The sequence below is a fragment of the Nocardioides sp. NBC_00163 genome (assembly GCF_045206295.1).
Taxonomy (GTDB): Bacteria; Actinomycetota; Actinomycetes; order Propionibacteriales; family Nocardioidaceae; genus Nocardioides.
In genome coordinates this window covers 397,158-417,101 of the sequence record NZ_CP108155.1, presented here as the reverse complement: position 1 = coordinate 417,101, position 19,944 = coordinate 397,158, and the positions used below count along the sequence as shown (strand labels likewise).

Genomic DNA, 19,944 nt, shown 5'->3' with positions numbered 1-19,944 from the left:
CTCACTCAGGACCGCTCAGCTCCTGCTGGAGTCGCTCGACACTCGGCAGGCTGGCCCGCAACTGATACTCGGCTACTCCGAGCGGCTGTGTTGAACCGCGCAGCGAGTACTCCGCGACAACCTGGTTGCGGCTCTGGCACAGCAGGATCCCGATCGTCGGAGCATCGTCGGGATGTGCCATCTCCCCATCGACCGCTGCGAGATAGAAGTTGAGCTGCCCCAGGTGCTCCGGCCTGAACTTCCCGGCCTTGAGCTCGATGACGACGTAGCAGCGCAGCCTGAGGTGATAGAAGAGCAGGTCGATGAAGAAGTCCTCCCCGCCGACCTCGAGCAGAACCTGACGTCCGACGTACGCGAACCCGACTCCGAGCTCGACCAGGAACTCGGTGACGTGGTCGACCAGGGCCTTCTCGATCTCGCGCTCCATGGCTTCGCCGCCGACGCCGAGGAACTCGAAGTTGTAGGGGTCCTTGACGATCTCTCGAGCGAGATCAGAGGTCTCGGGCGGAAGCGTACGTTCGAAGTTCGTGATCCCACGCCCGGAACGCTCCAGAGTGCGGGCCTCGATGTGAATCGACATCACGTTGCGCGACCAGCCGTGTTCGACAGCTGCCGCGGCATAGGCCAACCGTGGCTGGGCTTCGTCGAACTTGTCGAGAAGCATCTGGTGGTGAGTCCACGGAATTTGTGCAGCAGGCTGCTGCACAAATTCCGGATCCGGCCAAGCCAGTGCGAACGCGCGCATATAGGCGAGGTTGCGCTTGGAGAGTCCAGTCATATCGGGGAAGGCGAGACGCAGGTCTTGGGAGATCCTGGCAATTACCTTTGCTCCCCAGCCCTGGGCTTCCTGGCGATCGGCGATCTCTCGGCCGATCTGCCAGTAAAGACGCAGAAGTTCGGTGTTGACGGCGAGCGCGGCCCGCTGTCGCGCGGAACGGATCCGCTCCTTGAGGTCCCCGAGCCACTCGGCGTAGCCGTCGGGCAGTGAAAGGTCGTCAGTCATGGGTCGTTCTCCTTGGAGGCGTACGAATCACCGCCTGCGATTGCAGGCGGTACGTTCGCCGCTCCTGGAGGCGCCTGTGGCGCTATTACTTACCCTCGCGACTGGCGGCCCCTTCTCGCAGACCTGGCTGGCCCGGTACTTCGGAGTGATCGCCTAGATTGAGACGATTAGATCATCTGTCCGCCGCGTGCGAGGCCCGCGACACGTGGATGATCGCCTCGGCCGGATTTCGGTCACAGAATCGGGCGACCGAGTGGAACACCGGTGAGTCGCGCATCAAGCACATGCCAGGATGGAGTCGAGAAGGACCGATGTGGGTCCGTGAACGCAAGGGTTAGAGATGACGGACGCAGCGTGGTACCCGGACCCGACCGGACAGGCTGAGCTTCGCTACTACGACGGGAGCCAGTGGACCGAGCATGTTTCCACGGGCGGGCAGCAGTCGACGGCGCCCCTGACGCCGCCTCAGGCCACTGTGGAGCAGGAGGCGCCGACGCAGGTCGGGTCGGCGCAGGCGGTGCAGGCTGCGTATGGTGAGAGCGCCCAGGCGCAGCCGGCCCAGGCCGCGTCCGCCCAGTACGGTCAGCAGGCCGCCCAGTACGGTCAGCAGCCCGCCCAGTACGGTCAGCAGCCCGCGCAGGCCCAGCAGCCCACGGGCGACCCGTTCGCCGGGATCTCGGGTGACCTGATCGACGGCCGCTTCGCCGAGATCGAGGGCAGCGGCGCGGTGCTGCAGAACAAGAAGCTCCTGCGCGTACGCGTCGGGGAGCCGTTCCAGGCGCGCCAGGGCTCGATGGTGGCCTATCAGGGCAACGTGCAGTTCAAGTACCAGGGCGGCGGCGTGGGGAAGTTCCTCAAGAAGGCCGTGACCGGTGAGGGCCTCAGCCTGATGGGCGTCGAGGGCCAGGGCGACGTCTTCCTGGCCGACGCGGCCAAGGAGGTCCACATCCTCCAGCTGAACAACTCCGGCATCTCGATCAACGGTGACCACGTGCTCGCCTTCTCCGGCGGCCTGCAGTGGAACATCGAGCGGGTCCAGGGCGCCGGCATGCTCACCGGCGGTCTCTTCAACACCACGCTGCGCGGCACCGGCTGGATCGCCGTCACCACCGAGGGTGACCCGGTCGTTCTCAACGCCGGTGAGGCGCCGACCTTCACCGACACCAACGCGGTGGTCGGCTGGTCGCTCGGCCTGCAGACCAGCCTGCAGAAGTCGTTGACCGCCGGTGCGCTCATCGGCCGGGGCAGCGGCGAGGCGTTCCAGGTGGCCTTCCACGGCGCCGGCTTCGTCATCGTCCAGCCGTCCGAGGGCGGGGTCGTGCCGCCCCACTCGCACAGCTGAGCCCGACCGCAACTGGCCGAATGCCGCGTACGTCACAGTGCTGGCGTACGCGGCGGACGCCAACTGCCGTCAACCGGCATCTGCTTGATACTGTCACCAGCAAGTTGACCGACATCCTTTAAGCACCGTCCTGTGAGGCGGAGAAGGAGGTACGGCGTGCCGCTGCATGCCCACAAAGAAGCACTCCTCGTACTCGAGGATGGTCGAACGTTCCGGGGAGAGTCGTTCGGCGCCGAGGGTGAGACCTTCGGCGAGGCGGTCTTCTCCACCGGTATGACGGGCTACCAGGAGACGCTGACCGACCCGAGCTACCACCAGCAGGTGGTCGTGATGACCGCCCCGCACGTCGGCAACACCGGCGTGAACGACGAGGACCCCGAGTCCCGCCGGATCTGGGTGGCCGGATACGTCGTACGCGACCCAGCCCGGGTCTCCTCCAACTGGCGCGCCCAGCGCACCCTCGACGACGACCTGCGTGACCAGTCCGTGGTCGGCATCAGTGGGATCGACACCCGTGCCCTGACCCGCCACCTGCGTGAGCGCGGCGCGATGCGCGTCGGGATCTCGACGATCGAGACCGACCCCGAGGTCCTGCTGAAGAAGGTGCTCGCCAGCGCGGAGATGAGCGGTGCGAACCTCTCCGACGCGGTCAGCACCCAGGAGGCGTACGTCGTCCCCGCGAAGGGCGAGAAGCGGTTCACCGTCGCGGCCCTCGACCTGGGCATCAAGGAGATGACCCCGGAGCGGATGGCCGAGCGCGGCATCGAGGTCCACGTGCTCCCGGCGACCGCGACCCTCGAGGACGTCCTCGCCATCAATGCCGAATCTGGGGGCATCGACGGACTCTTCTACTCCAACGGCCCCGGCGACCCGGCCGCGACCACCGGCCAGGTGGAGCTGCTCGAGTCGGCCCTCGCCGAGAACATCCCCTACTTCGGCATCTGCTTCGGCAACCAGCTCTTCGGCCGCGCGCTTGGCTTCGGGACGTACAAGCTGAAGTACGGTCACCGCGGGATCAACCAGCCGGTCATGGACCTCACCACGCGCAAGGTCGAGGTGACCGCCCACAACCACGGCTTCGCCGTCGACGCACCCATCGGCGAGGAGACCACGACGCCCTACGGCATAGCGACCGTCTCTCACGTCAACCTCAACGACGACTGCGTCGAGGGCCTCGAGCTCAAGGACGCCGAGACCGGGAAGCTCAAGGGCTTCTCCGTCCAGTACCACCCGGAGGCAGCGGCCGGCCCGCACGATGCCGCCTACCTCTTCGACCGGTTCATCTCTCTCATGGCGAAGGAGGTCTGAGCGATGCCCAAGCGCGAGGACATCAAGTCCGTGCTCGTGATCGGCTCCGGGCCGATCGTCATCGGCCAGGCCTGCGAGTTCGACTACTCCGGCACCCAGGCCTGTCGCGTGCTGCGCGAGGAGGGGATCCGGGTCGTCCTGGTCAACTCCAACCCGGCCACGATCATGACCGACCCGGAGTTCGCCGACGCGACCTACGTCGAGCCGATCACCCCGGAGTTCGTCGAGAAGGTCATCGCCAAGGAGCGCCCCGACGCGCTCCTGGCCACCCTCGGCGGCCAGACCGCGCTCAACTGCGCGGTGGCGCTGGACGAGCGCGGGACCCTGGAGAAGTACGACGTCGAGCTGATCGGCGCGAGCATCGACGCCATCCAGCGCGGCGAGAACCGCGAGGAGTTCAAGAAGATCGTCGCCGAGCTCGGCGGCGAGAGCGCCAAGTCGGTCATCTGCCACAGCATCGACGACCTGCTCGCCGGCGCTGAGGAGCTCGGCTACCCCGTGGTCATCCGACCGAGCTTCACCATGGGTGGCTCGGGCTCGGGCTTCGCGTACAACGAGACCGAGCTGCGGCGCCTGGGCGGCGCCGGCCTCGCGGCCAGCCCCACCACCGAGGTGCTCCTGGAGGAGTCCATCCTCGGCTGGAAGGAGTACGAGCTCGAGGTCATGCGCGACCGCAAGGACAACTCGGTCATCGTCTGCTCGATCGAGAACCTCGACCCGATGGGCGTGCACACCGGCGACTCGATCACCGTCGCCCCGGCGTTGACGCTGACCGACCGCGAGTACCAGAAGCTGCGCGACCTGGCGATCGGCATCATCCGCGCCGTGGGCGTGGACACCGGCGGCTGCAACATCCAGTACGCCGTCAACCCGGCCGACGGCCGGATCATCGTCATCGAGATGAACCCCCGCGTCTCGCGGTCCTCGGCGCTGGCCTCCAAGGCGACCGGCTACCCGATCGCCAAGATCGCCGCGAAGGTCGCGATCGGCTACACCCTCGACGAGATCGAGAACGACATCACCGCCGGGCCGAACGGCTCGACCGCCGCGTCGTTCGAGCCGACCCTCGACTACGTCGTCGTCAAGGTCCCGCGCTTCGCCTTCGAGAAGTTCCCGGGCGCCGACACGACCCTGACCACCCACATGAAGAGCGTGGGCGAGGCGATGGCGATCGGCCGCAACTTCACCGAGGCCCTCCAGAAGGCGTTGCGAAGCCTGGAGAAGCCCGAGGCGGTCTTCGACTGGACCCAGGAGGTCATCGAGCTCGACAAGCCCGCGCTGCTGGAGGAGATCAAGGTCCCCACCGACGGCCGGCTCAAGCGGGTCATGGACGCGATCCGCTCCGGTGCGACGCCGGAGGAGATCTTCGAGAGCACCAAGATCGACCCCTGGTTCGTCGACCAGCTCTTCCTGATCAACGAGATCGCCCAGGAGATCATCGCGGCGCCCGAGCTGACCGCCGACGTGCTCCGCTACGCCAAGCGCCACGGCTTCTCCGACTATCAGCTCGGCAAGATGCGCGGCATGACCGCCGACGTGGTCCGAGGCGTACGCCACGCGCTGAACATCCGCCCGGTCTACAAGACGGTCGACACCTGTGCGGCCGAGTTCGAGGCGCGTACGCCCTACCACTACTCCTCCTACGACGAGGAGACCGAGGTCGCGCCCCGGGAGAAGGAGGCCGTGATCATCCTCGGTTCCGGGCCCAACCGGATCGGGCAGGGGATCGAGTTCGACTACTCGTGCGTGCACGCCTCCCTCGCGCTGAGCGAGGCCGGCTACGAGACCGTCATGGTCAACTGCAACCCGGAGACGGTCTCCACCGACTACGACACCTCCGACCGGCTCTACTTCGAGCCGCTCACCCTGGAGGACGTGCTCGAGATCGTCCACGCCGAGCAGCAGGCCGGACCGGTGGTCGGAGTCATCTGCCAGCTCGGTGGCCAGACCCCGCTCGGGCTCGCGCAGGCGCTCAAGGACAACGGGGTGCCGATCGTGGGCACCAGCCCCGAGGCAATCCACCTCGCCGAGGAGCGCGGTGCCTTCGGCCGGGTGCTCCACAAGGCCGGCCTGGTCGCGCCGAAGCACGGCATGGCCACCACGTTCAACGAGGCCCGCGAGATCGCCGCCGAGATCGGCTACCCGGTCCTGGTGCGTCCGTCTTACGTCCTCGGCGGGCGCGGCATGCAGATCGTCTACGACGACGAGGCGCTGCGCTCCTACATCGAGGCCGCCACCGAGGTCACCCCGGACAAGCCGGTGATGGTCGACAAGTTCGTCGACGACGCCGTCGAGATCGACGTCGACGCGCTCTACGACGGCACCGAGCTGTTCCTGGGCGGCGTCATGGAGCACATCGAGGAGGCCGGGATCCACTCCGGCGACTCCTCCTGCGCGCTGCCGCCGATCACCCTCGGCGCCGCCGAGGTCGAGCGCATCCGCGTGGCCACCCTGGCGATCGCCGAAGGCGTCGGCGTACGCGGTCTGCTCAACATCCAGTACGCCCTCGGCTCCGACGTGCTCTACGTCATCGAGGCCAACCCGCGCGCCTCCCGCACGGTCCCGTTCGTCTCCAAGGCGACCGCGACCCCGCTGGCCAAGGCCGCAGCGCGGGTGATGCTCGGCGAGTCGATCGCGGAGCTGCGCACGGCCGGCGTGCTCCCGGCGACCGGCGACGGTGGCGCGCTGCCGCCCAACCAGCCGATCGCGGTCAAGGAAGCGGTCATGCCGTTCAACCGGTTCCGCACCCCGGAGGGTCAGCAGGTCGACACCGTGCTCGGCCCGGAGATGAAGTCGACCGGCGAGGTGATGGGGCTCGACTCCGACTTCGGCCGCGCCTTCGCCAAGAGTCAGGCCGGCGCGTTCGGCCCGCTGCCGACCCAGGGCCGGATCTTCGTGTCGATGGCCAACCGCGACAAGCGCACCATGATCTTCCCGATCAAGGTGCTCGCCGACCACGGCTTCGAGATCTTCGCGACCGAGGGCACCGCCGAGGTGCTGCGCCGCAACGGCGTGCCGTCGCGGCTGATGCGCAAGCACTCCGAGGGCACCGGGCCCGATGGCGAGAAGACCACCGTCCAGCGGATTCTCGACGGCGAGGTCGACCTGGTCATCAACACGCCCAACGGCACCTCCAACGCCAAGTCGGCCCGGATGGACGGCTACGAGATCCGCACCGCCGCGGTGATGGCCAACATCGCCTGCATCACCACGGTCCAGGGTCTCGGCGCCGCCGTGCAGGGCATCGAGGCGCTGCGGCGCGGTGAGATCGACGTACGCAGCCTGCAGGAGTGGCGCGACGTCGTCGGCCACCACGACGGCGGGGTGTCGGCCACATGAGGGCTTACCGGACCCTGTTCGACAAGGTACTGACGAAGACGGATCCGGAGCGCGCCCACCAGCAGGCGTTCGCCGCGATCCGTGCGGCCGGCCCGGCGCTGTCCAGGACACGTACGCCGGGATCCCCGGTCCACGCGATGGGGCTCACCTTCCCGAACGTGATCGGCCTGGCCGCGGGCTTCGACAAGAACGCGGTCGGGATCGACGCGCTGGGCGGGCTCGGCTTCGGGCACGTCGAGATCGGCACGGTCACGGGGGAGGGACAGCCGGGCAACCCGGCGCCGCGCCTCTTCCGGCTGCCCGCCGACCGCGCCGTGATCAACCGGATGGGCTTCAACAACGACGGCGCCGAGGCGGTGGCCGCCCGGCTGGCGAGCCGTCTGGAGCGCCGTGGCACGGCGGCCGGCGGGCCGGTCCTCGGCATCAACATCGGCAAGACCAAGCTCGTCCCGGAGGACGACCAGGCGGCCGTCGAGGCCGACTACGCCAAGTCGGCCCGGCTGCTGGCTCCGTACGCCGACTACCTGGTGGTCAACGTCTCCTCGCCCAACACGCCCGGCCTGCGCAGCCTGCAGTCGGTCGAGAAGCTGCAGCCGCTGCTGGAGCACGTCCGCTCCATCGCCGACCAGGTCACCAAGCACAGGGTCCCGCTGCTGGTGAAGATCGCCCCCGACCTGGCCGACTCCGACGTCGTCGAGGTCGCCGACCTGGCCAGCGCGATCGGCCTGGACGGGATCATCGCGACCAACACCACCATCGGCCGTGAGCACCTCGCCTCTGCGCCCGCCGACATCACCGCGGCCGGTGCCGGCGGTCTCTCCGGCGCCCCGCTCAAGGCGCGCGCGCTCGACGTCCTGCGGCTGCTCCGCAGCCGGGTCAGCCCCGAGATGACCCTGGTCGGGGTCGGGGGCATCGCCACCGTCGAGGACGCCCGCGAGCGCCTCGACGCCGGTGCCGACCTGCTCCAGGGCTACACCGGGTTCATCTACGAAGGTCCCGGCTACGCCCGCCGGATCGCGAACGGAGTGGCTCGATGACGTTCGGTGCCCGCTACGCGACCGCCCTCGCGGAGCGGGGGAGGCTCTGCGCCGGGATCGACCCGCACGCCGCGCTGCTCCTGGACTGGGGGCTGAACGACGACCTCGCCGGCCTGGAGAGGTTCGCCCTGACCGCGGTCGAGGGCCTGGCCCCCTACGTCCCCGTCGTCAAGCCGCAGAGCGCGTTCTACGAGCGTTTCGGCTCGCGTGGCGTCGCGGTGCTGGAGCGGGTCATCGCCGAGTCGAAGGCTGCCGGCGCGCTGGTGCTCCTCGACATCAAGCGCGGTGACATCGGCTCCACCAGCCAGGCGTACGCCGACGCCTACCTCGATCCCGCGAGCCCGCTCGGCAGCGACGCGGTGACCGTGAGCCCCTATCTGGGCTTCGGCTCGCTGACGCCGTTCGTCGAGACGGCCACGAAGTTCGACGCCGGTCTGTTCGTGCTCGCCCTGACCTCCAACAAGGAGGGCCCCGAGGTTCAGCACGCGACGGTCGAGGACGGCCGCAGCGTCGGCCGGGTCATGCTCGACCACCTGCGCCGGCTGAACGAGGCCGAGACGCCGCTGGGCTCCTTCGGCGCGGTCGTCGGCGCGACGATCGACGGCGCGGACGGTGCTGGGGTGGCGTACGACTTCGGGTTCAACGGCCCCATCCTGGCGCCGGGCTTCGGTGAGCAGGGCGGCACCCCGGGCGACCTGGCCCGGATCTTCGGTTCCGCCAACGCCAACGTGGTCGCCAGCACCAGCCGCGGACTGCTGCGCAAAGGCCCGGACGTGGCCGCGCTGCGCGACGAGGCCCTGAGGCTGCGAGACGAGCTCGGCTGAGACACTGGCGCCATGACCAGTCTCCGGATGGCCGCCCAGCTCCTCGTCCTGCCGATCCTCGCCACGGGCCTGAGCTCGTGCGGTGATCCGATCGACGACTACTGCGAGTCCCTCAGTGGCCACCAGGAGCAGCTGACGAACACCCTGGGCGAGGACGGCACCGGCGGGCTGATCGCCGCGCTGCCGATCTTCGAGGACCTCGAGCGCAATGCGCCCGACGACATCGCGAAGGACTGGAAGACGCTCACGGGGGCGATCTCGGGGCTCAGCACGGCTCTGGAGGACGCCGGCGTCTCGGCCGACGACTTCGAGAACGGCGAGCCGCCCGAGGGCGTCAGCGACGCCGAGGCGAAGAAGATCGCCGACGCGGCCACGAAGGTGAGCAGCACCAAGACGCAGGAGGCGTCCGTACGCGTCCAGCAGCAGGCCCGGGACGTGTGTCACACGTCCTTGACCCTGTGAACCGAATGGACACGAGTTAGGCGACCCCGATTGCCGCCCCGGCAACGTAATGGCTAGATTGGCGCGAGCGCTTACTTTCAGCGCTCAGCCGGGGGGCACGATCCCTGTACCGCGCGCCCCGGTTGCCCTGTCGACTACACACTTGATCGTGAAAGGGAGTCTTCGTGGCTCTGCCTCCGGACATCACCCCTGAACAGCGCGCTGCCGCGCTCGTCAAAGCCGCGGCCTCGCGCCAGGAGAGGGCTGCTGTCAAGAACAAGGTCCGCACTGGCGGCATGTCCGTCCTCGAGGTCATCGAGGAAGGGAAGAAGAACGAGGTCGTCGGCAAGATGAAGGTCATCGACCTGCTGACCTCCCACCCCGGCCTCGGTGAGGTGCGGGCAACCCAGATGATGGAGCGTCTCGGCATCGCGATGAGCCGCCGTGTGCAGGGCCTCGGCCCCAAGCAGGTGGCCGCGCTGGTCGAGGAGTTCGCTCGCCGATGAGTCTGATGACGGACGAGAAGACCCCGGCCGGTGCCGGCGAAGGCCACGAGAAGCGACTGGTCGTCCTGGCCGGTCCGACCGCGGTCGGCAAGGGCACCGTCTCCGCGGCGGTGCGCGACGACCACCCCGAGGTCTTCTTGTCCGTCTCGGCGACCACCCGGAAGCCTCGCGCGGGCGAGGTCAACGGGGTGCACTACCTGTTCGTCTCCGACGAGGAGTTCGACGCGATGATCGCCGGTGGCGAGCTGCTGGAGTGGGCCACGGTCCACAACATGGCCCGCTACGGCACCCCTCGTGGCCCCGTCGACAAGGCGCTGGCCGAAGGACGCCCGGCGATGCTCGAGATCGACCTGCAGGGCGCCCGGCTCGTGCGCGAGACCATGCCCGAGGCGATCTTCGTCTTCCTGGCCCCGCCGAGCTGGGAAGAGCTCGTACGCCGGCTGGTCGGTCGAGGCACCGAGACCGAGGCCGAGCGGGAGCGCCGCCTGGAGACCGCGCGGGTCGAACTGGCGGCGGAGAAGGAGTTCGACGTCACGATCGTGAACCACGAAGTTCATCAGGCAGCCGATGAGTTGGTAACCTTGATGACGCTCGGGCTTCCGAGCAAGAAATCCGACCAAGCCGACAAGTGAGGCTCACGTGGCTGCCCCTCAGATCGACGCCCAGGGCGTGACCAACCCCTCGATCGACGACCTGCTGACGAAGACCGACAGCAAGTACAAGCTGGTTCTCTACAGCGCCCAGCGGGCTCGCCAGATCAACGCCTACTACTCCCAGCTCGGCGAAGGCCTCCTCGAGTACGTCGGCCCCCTGGTCGACACCCACGTTCAGGAGAAGCCCCTCTCGATCGCGCTGCGCGAGATCAACGAGGACCTGCTGACCTGCGAGGACATCGACCCGGCCGAGCTGGCCGCCCAGGCTGCGGCTCAGGCTGCCGCTGCCGAGGCGCCTGCCGGCGACGCCTGATCGTCCAGGTCCTCCGCTGTCCACCAACAGCACCACTTCGGCCGCTCCCCTCGAGGGGGAGCGGCCGCGCGTGGTCTTAGGGGTCGCCGGCGGCATCGCCGCCTATAAAGCGGCCGAGCTGCTACGCCGGTTCACCGAGTCCGGCCATGACGTGACCGTGGTCCCCACGGCCGCCGCCCTCGAGTTCGTCGGCGCCCCCACCTGGGCGGCGCTGTCGGGCAAGGAGATCGCCACTGGCGTCTTCGAGAACATCACCGAGGTCCCGCACGTACGCATCGGGCAGCAGGCCGACCTCGTCGTGGTCGCGCCCGCGACCGCGAACACGCTCGCGCGCGCGGCCCACGGCCTCGCGGACGATCTGCTCAGCAACGTACTGCTCACCGCACGCTGCCCGGTCGTGTTCGCCCCGGCGATGCACACCGAGATGTGGGAGCACCCGGCGACCCAGGCCAACGTCGCCACCCTGCGCGAGCGCGGCAACATCGTCATCGAGCCCGCCGAGGGCCGACTGACCGGCAAGGACACCGGCAAGGGCCGCCTGCCCGAGCCGGCCGAGATCTTCGAGCTCTCCCGTGCCGTCCTCGCCCATGGCGGGCGTGCCGACCTCGTCGGTCGTCGTGTCGTCGTCTCGGCGGGCGGCACCCGGGAGTACCTGGACCCGGTCCGCTTCCTCGGCAACCGCTCGTCAGGGCTCCAGGGCTATGCCATCGCCCGCGCCGCCGCCGCCCGCGGTGCCGAGGTGACCCTGGTCGCCGCCAACGTGACCCTGCCCGACCCGGCCGGCCTGAAGGTCGTACGTGTCGGCACGACCGCTGAGCTGCGCGACGCCGTGGTCTCCGCGGCCACCGGTGCGGACGCGGTCGTCATGGCCGCCGCCCCGGCCGACTTCCGGCCGACCGGGGTGAGCGAGGCCAAGATCAAGAAGGCCGCCGACGGGTCGGCGCCGACGATCGAGCTGATGCAGAACCCCGACATCCTGGCCGAGATCTCCCACCACCGGACCAAACCCGGTCAGGTGATCGTGGGATTCGCGGCGGAGACGGGCGATGAGACCGGCTCGGTGCTCGAGCTCGCCACGGCCAAGCTGAAGCGGAAGGGCTGCGACCTGCTCGTCGTCAACGACGTCAGCGGCGGCGCGGTCTTCGGCAGCGAGGTCAACAAGGCGGTCATCCTGGGCGCCGACGGAGGCCACGTCGACGTGCAGGAAGGGGCGAAATCCGCCCTCGCAGAGGTGATCTGGGACCAGATCTCCTTACGCCTGGATGAACAACGTACAAACTGACGACACGCCACGCGCCACGATGAGGACCACCCCTGCGGTCCTGGGTTTCGGGGTCTATGTTTGTCGACCAGAACGATTGACGTTTGCCTACCTGTTCAACCCACACGAACCTTTGAAACGGAGCTACACGTGACCGGACGTCTCTTCACGTCGGAGTCGGTGACCGAGGGGCACCCGGACAAGATCGCCGACCAGATCAGCGACACCGTGCTCGACTACCTGCTCGAGCACGACCCCAAGAGCCGGGTGGCTGTCGAGACCCTGCTCACCACCGGCCTCGTCGTCGTCGCCGGCGAGGTGACTACCGACGCCTACGCGCCGGTCGCTCAGCTCGTGCGCCAGAAGATCCTCGACATCGGCTACGACTCCTCTCTCAAGGGCTTCGACGGTCACTCCTGCGGTGTCCAGGTCGCCATCGGCGCCCAGAGCCAGGACATCGCCCAGGGCGTCGACACCGCCGAGGAGCACCGTCTGGAGAGCTCGGTCGACGAGCTCGACCTGCAGGGCGCCGGCGACCAGGGCCTGATGTTCGGCTACGCCTGCGACGACACGCCCGAGCTGTTCCCGCTGCCCATCAAGATCGCGCAGACGCTGGCCGAGAAGCTGACCGAGGTCCGCAAGGACGGCACGCTGGACTACCTGCGCCCCGACGGCAAGACCCAGGTCACCATCGAGTACGACGACGAGAACAAGGCCGTCCGCGTGGACACCGTCGTCCTCTCGACGCAGCACTCCGAGGAGACCACCCAGGAGCAGCTCCACGCAGACATCAAGAAGTACGTCATCGAGCCGGTGCTCGAGCAGTTCAAGTCGTCGGTTCCCTTCGACGGCTACAAGCTCCACATCAACCCGACCGGCCGCTTCGTCGTCGGTGGCCCGATGGGTGACGCAGGCCTGACCGGCCGCAAGATCATCGTCGACACCTACGGCGGCATGGCCCGCCACGGCGGCGGCGCCTTCTCGGGCAAGGACCCGTCGAAGGTCGACCGGTCGGCTGCGTACGCCATGCGCTGGGTGGCCAAGAACATCGTCGCCGCGGGCCTGGCCCGTCGCGCCGAGGTCCAGGTCGCCTACGCCATCGGCAAGGCCCAGCCCGTCGGCGTCTTCGTGGAGACCTTCGGCACCCACACCGTGCCCGAGGCCAACATCCAGAAGGCCGTCCTCGAGGTCTTCGACCTCCGCCCGGCCGCGATCCTGCGCGACCTCGACCTGCTCCGCCCGATCTACGCCAAGACCGCTGCGTACGGTCACTTCGGCCGCGAGCTCCCCGAGTTCACCTGGGAGCGCACCGACCGCGCCGACGCCCTCAAGGCTGCGGCTGGCGCCTGAGGTAGGAATACCCGGTTAACCGGGTATTCCTGCACTTCTCTGGCGTTGCAACACCTGAGAAGCGCAGGAAAAGCCTGAGAAGTCCGGCGCCCGTCTCACCAGAGACGGGCGCCGGCGGCGTTTTCGAGGGGTCGGCGCCGTGGAGGTGTCGGCGGCGGCTGGTAGAAATGACCACTGTGAGCCGGGGACCGCAGGAGGCAGCCGGGGCAGCCGAGCTGGAGCTGCCCGGGCTGGTTCGCGACCGGGTCAAGGAAGGCCGGGCGAAGGCCGCGGCTACGCGGGCACGGAAGGCCGCCGAGGCGTCGATCGCCGAGGTCGATCCGGTCGCCAAGGTCTTGGTCGACCTGCCGATGGCCCACCTGGACCGGCCCTTCGACTACGCGGTCCCGGCCTCGATGGCCGAGGAGGCGCAGCCCGGGGTCCGGGTGAAGGTGCGGTTCGGTCCCAAGGACGTCGACGGGTTCGTCGTGGGGCGGGCGGACTCCTCCGAGCACGCGAACCTGCAGCCGCTCAAGCGGGTCGTCAGCTCCGAGCCGGTGCTCACGCCGCAGGTGGCCGCGCTGAGCGAGTCGGTCGCCCGGCGCTACGCGGGTGCCCGGGCCGACGTGCTCCGGCTGGCGATCCCGCCCCGGCACGCCTCGACCGAGAAGGAGCCCTCAGCGGTCGTCCCGGCCGGGCGGCCCTTCGACCCGGCTGCCGCGGCCGCGGCGTGGGCCGGTCACGAGCCGGCGGCAGCGTTCCTACGACATCTGGCCTCCGGTGGGGCGCCGCGCGCGGTCTGGCACGCCGCCGCCGGCACCGACCACGCCGATCTGATCGCACATGCCACCGCGACGACCCTGGCCTCCGGGCGCGGCGCGCTGGTCGTGGTGCCGGACTGGAAGGACCTCGCCCGCCTCGATACCGCGATGACGAAGGTTCTGGGGGAGGGGCAGCATGCCGTGCTGGCCGCCGACGCCGGGCCCGCCTCGCGCTACCGGGAGTTCCTGCGGGTCGCCCGGGGCGCGGTGAAGGTGGCGATCGGCACCCGCGCGGCGGCCTTCGCGCCGGTGCGCGACCTCGGGCTGGTGGCTGTCTGGGACGACGGCGACGACCTGCTCGCCGAGCAGCGCTCGCCCTACCCGCACGCGCGCGACGTACTGCTGCTGCGCGCCGAGCAGGAGCCGGCGGCCGCGCTCGTGGGTGGCTTCGCGCGGACCGTGGAGGCCGGGTTCCTGACCGAGACCGGATGGGCGCAGGAGATCCGTCCCACCCGGGCGCTGGCTCGCGAGCGGGTGAGCATCGAGATCACCGGCGACACCGACTTCGACCTCGAGAAGGACCCGCTCACCCGCGCTTCGCGGGTGCCTCGCGAGGCCCACGAGATCATCCGGGCCGCGCTCGCCACCGGACCCGTCCTGCTGCAGACGCCACGGCGCGGATATGCGGCCTCACTGGCCTGCGACCGATGCCGTACGCCGGCCAGGTGCTCAGCCTGCCAGGGACCGCTGCAGCTCGGCGGACCGTCGGCGCCACCGACCTGCGGCTGGTGCGGACACGTCGAGACGGCATGGGCGTGCGGAGCCTGCGGCGGGTTCGGGCTGCGGGCGCCGATCATCGGTGAGGCGCGTACGGCCGAGGAGATGGGCCGCTCCTTCGCCGGGGTGCGGGTGGTGACCTCCTCGGCAGGGGCGGTCAAGCAGACGGTGCCGGGCACACCGGCGATCGTGGTCGCGACCATCGGCGCCGAGCCAGTCGCCGACGGCGGCTATGCCGGGGTGCTGCTGCTCGACACCTGGCTGCTGCTGGGGCGGCCGGATCTGCGTACGGACGAGGAGGCGCTGCGCCGCTGGAGCAACGCCGCCGGACTGGTGCGGCCCGGTGGGCGGGTGCTGGTCGTCGGCGACCCTGCGCTCTCGGTGCTGCAGGCACTGGTGCGCTGGGACCAGCCCGGGTTCGCCCAGCGCGAGGCGGCCGCCCGACAGGAGGCCCACCTCCCGCCGGCGTCGCGGTTGGCCACCATCACCGGCACTCCCGGAGCGCTCGACGACGCGCTCACCCTGCTGGCGCTTCCGCCGGGCGCGGAGGTGCTCGGGCCGGTCCCCGCTGAGCCCACGTCGACCGGCGAACCACGGCTGCGTGCGGTCGTACGGGTGCCGCGATCCCTCGGAGTGAGGCTCACCGAGGCACTGGGAGAGTTGCAGCGGGTGCGGTCGGCGCGCAAGCTCGACCCGGTGCGGGTCCAGGTGGATCCGCCGACGCTCTGACCGGCCCTCAGCCCACGTATTGTGGTCCCGACACGCTCGACCACCTAGGAGAACAGTGGCAGTCCAGCCCATCCGACTCTTCGGCGACCCCGTGCTGCGCAAGCCAGCGATCGAGGTCGTCGACTTCGACAAGGAGCTGCGCAAGCTCGTTGCCGACCTGACCGACACCATGCTCGAGGCGCCCGGCGCCGGACTGGCCGCTCCCCAGATCGGAGTGAGCCTGCGGGTTTTCACCTGGTACGTCGACGGCGAGGTGGGTCACCTGATCAACCCGGACCTGACCCTGTCGGAGGAGATGCAGGACGGGGGAGAGGGCTGCCTGTCGCTGCCCGACATCACCTTCGACTGCCGCCGGGCCCTGTCGGTGGTGGCGAAGGGCTTCGACATGCACGGCGAGCCGGTCACCATCGAGGGCTCCGAGCTGCTCGCCCGGGCCATCCAGCACGAGACCGACCACCTCGACGGCATCCTCTTCATCGACCGGCTCGACGAGGCCGCGCGCAAAGCGGCGATGAAGGAGATCCGAGAGTCGGAGTGGTTCGGCCTGGAGAAGCCAACGGTGAAGGTCTCGCCGCATGCGACGAACGGGTTCGGGTTCTGATGAGGGTCGTCTTCGCTGGTACGCCCGAGGTGGCCGTCCCCTCGCTGGACGCGATCGCCGCCTCGCGCCACGAGCTCGTCGGTGTCGTCACCCGCCCCGATGCCGCGCAGGGACGCAGCAAGCGGCTGGTGCCCTCGCCGGTGGCTCAGCGGGCCGAGGAGCTGGGGGTGCCGGTGCTCAAGCCGGAGCATCCCCGCGAGCCCGAGTTCCAGGCCGAGCTGAAGGCGCTGGAGCCCGACTGCTGCCCGGTGGTCGCCTACGGCGCGATGCTGCCGCAGTCGGCGCTGGACATCCCGCGGCACGGCTGGGTCAACCTGCACTTCTCGCTCCTGCCCGCCTACCGCGGCGCCGCTCCGGTGCAGCGCGCGGTCTGGGCCGGCGAGGAGATCTCCGGGGCGACCACGTTCCGGATCGTGAAGGCGATGGACGCCGGCCCCGTCTTCGGCACCATGACCCAGGCGCTGGCGCCCGACGAGACCTCCGGGTCGCTCTTCGAGAAGCTCACCGAAGGTGGGGCCCAGCTGCTGGTGTCCACGCTCGACGGCATCGAGGACGGCTCGCTGGAGGCGCGCGAGCAGCCCACCGAAGGCGTCACCTACGCCGACAAGATCACCGTCGAGGACGCCCAGATCGACTGGACGCAGAACGCCGTCGCCATCGACCGGCAGATCCGCGCCTGCACCCCCGCGCCGGGAGCCTGGACCCTGCTCGACGGCGAGCGGTTCAAGGTCGGGCCGGTCACGATGGCCGATGACACGGTGGCTCCCGGGGAGCTCGTCGTCCGCAAGAACGAGGTCCTCGTCGGCACCGGCACCACGGCGGTCCGGCTCGGCCGGGTGAAGGCCTTCGGCAAGAAGGAGATGCCCGCGGCTGACTGGGCCCGCGGCGTACGTCTGGAGTCCGGTGTCGCCTTCGAATAGGGAACAGCCGGGTAGGCGCTCAGGCCCCGGCCGGCGGCCCCAGGGACCGGCGCGCTCGGGTCCGCGCGGCAGCACCAAGCCCGCCGATCCGGCTCGGCTCGCCGCGTTCGAGGTGCTCAAGGCGGTGCGGGTCGATGAGGCGTACGCCAACCTGGTGCTGCCCCACGTCCTCGGCCGCCTCGGGCTGGAAGGTCGCGACGCGGCCTTCGCCACCGAGCTCGCCTCGGGGACGCTGCGGCAGCAGGGGACGTACGACGCCGTGCTGGCCGCCTGCATCGACCGGCCGCTGGCCAAGGTCGAGGCGAAGGTGCTCGACGTGCTGCGGCTGGGGGCGCACCAGGTGCTGTCGATGCGGGTGCCCGACCATGCCGCGATCTCGACCAGCGTCGATCTGACCCGGTCGAAGGTCGGCCAAGGGCCGGCGGGATTCGTCAACGCCGTGCTGCGCAAGGTCACCCGCAAGACCCTCGACGAGTGGGTCGCCGAGGTCGCGCCCGCGCGCGAGAAGGACCACGATGGCTGGGCAGCGGTCGCCTTCAGCCACCCGCGCTGGGTCGTCCAGCGACTCGCCGAGGCCGTCGGTCGCGGCCAGATCGATGCGCTGCTCGAGGCCGACAACGTACCGCCGTCGGTCACGCTGGTCGCCCGTCCCAGGCGGGCGACGGTCGACGAGCTCGGCGGCACGCCGACGCCCTACTCGCCCTTCGGAGTCACCCTCGCCTCCGGCTCACCGGCCGGGATCGCCGCGGTCGCGGAGGGGCGCGCCGGGGTGCAGGACGAGGGGTCCCAGCTCGTCGCCATCGCTCTTGCCGAGGCCGAACTCGACCGACAGGACGCCGGGACGGAGTCGTGGCTGGACCTGTGCGCCGGGCCCGGCGGCAAGTCGGCGCTGCTGGCCGCCCTGGCAGCGCAACAGGGCGCTGCGCTGGTCGCCAACGAACGCCAGCCGCACCGCGCCGGCCTCGTCCTCGCCAACCTGACCGACCGGTCGTCCGGCACGTACGTGGACGGGTCAGCTGGGGTCGTGGCGGGCGACGGGACCAGGCCGCCGTTCAAGGACTCGACGTTCGACCGGGTCCTCGTCGACGCCCCGTGCACCGGCCTGGGGGCACTGCGCCGCCGGCCGGAAGCACGGTGGCGGCGCGCCACGGCCGACCTCGACGTACTCGTCGATCTCCAGCGCTCCCTGCTCGACCGCGCGATCGACCTGACTCGGCCGGGCGGTGTCGTGCTCTACGCCACCTGCTCGCCGGTTCTGGCCGAGACGAAGGGTGTGGTGCAGAGCGTGCTCGAGGACCGTTCCGATGTGGTCCTCGAGCCGATCGGCGCCACGGCCGGCACGGTGCCCGACAGCGCCGGCCCGATCCCAGGCACGGTGCAACTGTGGCCACACCGCCACGGCACCGACGCGATGTTCCTCGCGCTGCTGCGGCGCACCCCGTAGCGGCTCAGTCGGTCCACCTGAGCGAGCTCGCGAGCGCCTCGAGCTCGGCGTTGGTCGTGCCCTGCCCGCTCTGGACACTGATGAAGATGTTGCCGTGGACCGGGGTGATGTACGAACCCGAGCCGGGCCCTGCCTTGTCGGGGCTCGTGCTCCACACCTGGTAGTCCTCCGCCGGGCGGATCACCAGGCCGGCCACGCCACCGTCCTCGGACGTGCAGGAGGCCTTGTCATCGATCAGCGACCACTCACACGTCCAACCGGGCGGCTGCTCGACGGGAACCTTGTCGACAAGCCCTTTGCGCGCGCCTTCGGTGGCGATCCTGACGCCGGGATAGTCCTCGAGGAGCGTGTCGTTGCTCCATTTCTGCTCGACCGCGCCGACCGGTCCGGACAGGACGATCGTGAAGCCGGTCCCGGCGCCCCGAAGACCACTGACCGCCTGCACCGTGATGTCCATCGTCTTCGCCTCGTCGTTGGTGACGACCTGTCCGGTGACACCGTTGCCGAGGTCGAGACTCTGCCCGGAGGCAAGGGGTGCCGTCGAAGCCGACGCGGACGGTGCGCCGGCAGCGCCGAGGGGAGCCTGGTCGACCGCGGTCGTGTTCAGGAGCTGAGAGAGCCCCAGCCCACCCGCGGCGAAGGCGCCGACGGTCGCAGCGGCGCCGACGGTCACGGTGATGCGCCGGCGGCGGCGGATGTGTGAGCCCGCGCTGATCGCGCCGGCCGAGATCCGGGCATAGTCAGGGTGCTGGTCGGCGACCTGCTCGTGCAGTGCCGTACGGAAGCTGGTCTCTGGGTCGTTCATCGGGTGGTCCTCTCCGGGAAGATGTCCGCAACCAGCGGGCGCAGCCGTTCAAGGGCACGCTTCGAGCGGGTGCGGACCGCCGTCTCGGTCAGTCCGAGGTCGGCAGCTGTCTGGGATACGGATCGGTCCTCCCAATAGCGCGCGACGAGCACGGCCCGGTCGGTCGGCGACAGCCGCTGGAGGGCGGCAAGCAGGTCGATCCGGGCGCTGGGGTCGGCATCGCTGCCCGGATCGTCCGGCAGCGTCGAGGTCGGCGTCTCGGCGTTGCGCCGGAGCCGTCGGTGGGAGATGAATCCGTTGAGGAGCACACGTCGTGCGTAGGCCGTCGGGTTGTCCGCCCTGCTGACCCGCCGCCAGGAGGCGAAGACCCGGGCGTACGTCGTCTGGGTCAAGTCCTCGGCGAGGTGATGGTCACCCGTCAGCAGCAGCGCGGTGCGGTAGAGCGCGCCGCCCGTCGCGTGGACGAAGTCGGCGAACTCCTCGGCGGGGGTCGTCGCGGTCGATGTGCTCACATCCCTTCGACGCCTCGGGCTGAGGTCCACGTGACACCC

At 69.8% G+C, this 19,944-nt stretch carries 18 protein-coding genes; 15 read left to right on the top strand and 3 right to left on the bottom strand.

The window, feature by feature from the left end; all coding sequences use genetic code 11:
• Position 1: 1 nt before the first annotated feature.
• Entirely contained in the window at positions 2 to 1,003 is a 1,002-nt protein-coding gene (locus OG801_RS02040; RefSeq protein WP_406033297.1) for a YhcG family protein, read from the bottom strand.
• A 340-nt stretch (positions 1,004 to 1,343) separates the two neighbouring features.
• On the opposite strand from OG801_RS02040, the gene OG801_RS02035 reads away from it, so the two are divergent.
• The 15 genes from OG801_RS02035 (at position 1,344) to OG801_RS01965 (ending at position 18,588) form a co-directional block, all read left to right on the top strand.
• Positions 1,344 to 2,345, top strand: coding sequence for an AIM24 family protein (locus tag OG801_RS02035; protein ID WP_406033295.1), 1,002 nt, complete (start codon positions 1,344 to 1,346; stop codon positions 2,343 to 2,345).
• A 156-nt stretch (positions 2,346 to 2,501) separates the two neighbouring features.
• On the top strand, positions 2,502 to 3,653 hold the full coding sequence (gene carA, locus OG801_RS02030; RefSeq protein ID WP_406033293.1) for a glutamine-hydrolyzing carbamoyl-phosphate synthase small subunit: 1,152 nt from the start codon (positions 2,502 to 2,504) through the stop codon (positions 3,651 to 3,653).
• Between the two features lie 3 nt (positions 3,654 to 3,656).
• Positions 3,657 to 6,992: a carbamoyl-phosphate synthase large subunit gene (carB, locus tag OG801_RS02025; RefSeq protein WP_406033291.1), complete on the top strand. Its 3,336-nt coding sequence runs from the start codon at positions 3,657 to 3,659 to the stop codon at positions 6,990 to 6,992.
• Positions 6,989 to 8,029 carry a quinone-dependent dihydroorotate dehydrogenase gene (locus tag OG801_RS02020; RefSeq protein ID WP_406033288.1) on the top strand — a complete coding sequence of 347 codons (1,041 nt, stop codon included), beginning with the start codon at positions 6,989 to 6,991 and terminating at the stop codon, positions 8,027 to 8,029. Before carB ends, OG801_RS02020 begins: the two co-directional genes overlap by 4 nt.
• Positions 8,026 to 8,853: an orotidine-5'-phosphate decarboxylase gene (gene pyrF / locus OG801_RS02015; protein ID WP_355021695.1), complete on the top strand. Its 828-nt coding sequence runs from the start codon at positions 8,026 to 8,028 to the stop codon at positions 8,851 to 8,853. The genes OG801_RS02020 and pyrF overlap by 4 nt, the downstream gene beginning before the upstream one ends.
• Before the next feature lie 12 nt (positions 8,854 to 8,865).
• Positions 8,866 to 9,315 (top strand): hypothetical protein, encoded by a 450-nt coding sequence (locus tag OG801_RS02010; protein ID WP_406033286.1) that lies wholly within the window; start codon positions 8,866 to 8,868, stop codon positions 9,313 to 9,315.
• A 164-nt stretch (positions 9,316 to 9,479) separates the two neighbouring features.
• Entirely contained in the window at positions 9,480 to 9,800 is a 321-nt protein-coding gene (mihF, locus tag OG801_RS02005) for an integration host factor, actinobacterial type (protein WP_168381123.1), read from the top strand.
• Positions 9,797 to 10,432, top strand: coding sequence for a guanylate kinase (gene gmk / locus OG801_RS02000; RefSeq protein ID WP_355021693.1), 636 nt, complete (start codon positions 9,797 to 9,799; stop codon positions 10,430 to 10,432). Before mihF ends, gmk begins: the two co-directional genes overlap by 4 nt.
• A 7-nt stretch (positions 10,433 to 10,439) precedes the next feature.
• Entirely contained in the window at positions 10,440 to 10,766 is a 327-nt protein-coding gene (rpoZ, locus tag OG801_RS01995) for a DNA-directed RNA polymerase subunit omega (protein ID WP_160022984.1), read from the top strand.
• A 70-nt stretch (positions 10,767 to 10,836) separates the two neighbouring features.
• Positions 10,837 to 12,048 (top strand): bifunctional phosphopantothenoylcysteine decarboxylase/phosphopantothenate--cysteine ligase CoaBC, encoded by a 1,212-nt coding sequence (gene coaBC / locus OG801_RS01990; RefSeq protein ID WP_406033284.1) that lies wholly within the window; start codon positions 10,837 to 10,839, stop codon positions 12,046 to 12,048.
• 129 nt (positions 12,049 to 12,177) lie between these two features.
• The gene (gene metK / locus OG801_RS01985) at positions 12,178 to 13,377 is read left to right on the top strand and encodes a methionine adenosyltransferase (RefSeq protein WP_355021691.1); all 1,200 of its coding nucleotides are present in this window, start codon (positions 12,178 to 12,180) and stop codon (positions 13,375 to 13,377) included.
• 167 nt (positions 13,378 to 13,544) lie between these two features.
• Complete coding sequence (locus OG801_RS01980; protein ID WP_406033282.1) at positions 13,545 to 15,623, top strand: primosomal protein N'; 2,079 nt, start codon at positions 13,545 to 13,547, stop codon at positions 15,621 to 15,623.
• A gap of 55 nt (positions 15,624 to 15,678) precedes the next feature.
• Entirely contained in the window at positions 15,679 to 16,224 is a 546-nt protein-coding gene (gene def, locus OG801_RS01975) for a peptide deformylase (protein ID WP_406033280.1), read from the top strand.
• Positions 16,224 to 17,144: a methionyl-tRNA formyltransferase gene (gene fmt / locus OG801_RS01970; RefSeq protein WP_355021304.1), complete on the top strand. Its 921-nt coding sequence runs from the start codon at positions 16,224 to 16,226 to the stop codon at positions 17,142 to 17,144. Before def ends, fmt begins: the two co-directional genes overlap by 1 nt.
• Positions 17,128 to 18,588, top strand: coding sequence for an RsmB/NOP family class I SAM-dependent RNA methyltransferase (locus tag OG801_RS01965; protein ID WP_406033277.1), 1,461 nt, complete (start codon positions 17,128 to 17,130; stop codon positions 18,586 to 18,588). Before fmt ends, OG801_RS01965 begins: the two co-directional genes overlap by 17 nt.
• 4 nt (positions 18,589 to 18,592) lie before the next feature.
• Here the strand turns inward: OG801_RS01965 and OG801_RS01960 are convergent, their stop codons facing one another.
• Positions 18,593 to 19,393: a hypothetical protein gene (locus OG801_RS01960; RefSeq protein ID WP_406033275.1), complete on the bottom strand. Its 801-nt coding sequence runs from the start codon at positions 19,391 to 19,393 to the stop codon at positions 18,593 to 18,595.
• Positions 19,390 to 19,905 (bottom strand): SigE family RNA polymerase sigma factor, encoded by a 516-nt coding sequence (locus OG801_RS01955; RefSeq protein WP_406033273.1) that lies wholly within the window; start codon positions 19,903 to 19,905, stop codon positions 19,390 to 19,392. Before OG801_RS01955 ends, OG801_RS01960 begins: the two co-directional genes overlap by 4 nt.
• Positions 19,906 to 19,944 lie beyond the last annotated feature (39 nt).

What these genes read in the sequence shown, in the direction of transcription:
- gmk (WP_355021693.1), top strand. Translation starts at nt 9,797, where the DNA reads ATGAGTCTGATGACGGACGAGAAGACCCCGGCCGGTGCCGGCGAAGGC.
- pyrF (WP_355021695.1), top strand. Translation starts at nt 8,026, where the DNA reads ATGACGTTCGGTGCCCGCTACGCGACCGCCCTCGCGGAGCGGGGGAGG.
- OG801_RS02040 (WP_406033297.1), bottom strand. Translation starts at nt 1,003, where the DNA reads ATGACTGACGACCTTTCACTGCCCGACGGCTACGCCGAGTGGCTCGGG.
- carB (WP_406033291.1), top strand. Translation starts at nt 3,657, where the DNA reads ATGCCCAAGCGCGAGGACATCAAGTCCGTGCTCGTGATCGGCTCCGGG.
- fmt (WP_355021304.1), top strand. Translation starts at nt 16,224, where the DNA reads ATGAGGGTCGTCTTCGCTGGTACGCCCGAGGTGGCCGTCCCCTCGCTG.
- OG801_RS01980 (WP_406033282.1), top strand. Translation starts at nt 13,545, where the DNA reads ATGACCACTGTGAGCCGGGGACCGCAGGAGGCAGCCGGGGCAGCCGAG.
- OG801_RS01960 (WP_406033275.1), bottom strand. Translation starts at nt 19,393, where the DNA reads ATGAACGACCCAGAGACCAGCTTCCGTACGGCACTGCACGAGCAGGTC.
- OG801_RS02035 (WP_406033295.1), top strand. Translation starts at nt 1,344, where the DNA reads ATGACGGACGCAGCGTGGTACCCGGACCCGACCGGACAGGCTGAGCTT.
- OG801_RS02020 (WP_406033288.1), top strand. Translation starts at nt 6,989, where the DNA reads ATGAGGGCTTACCGGACCCTGTTCGACAAGGTACTGACGAAGACGGAT.
- OG801_RS02010 (WP_406033286.1), top strand. Translation starts at nt 8,866, where the DNA reads ATGACCAGTCTCCGGATGGCCGCCCAGCTCCTCGTCCTGCCGATCCTC.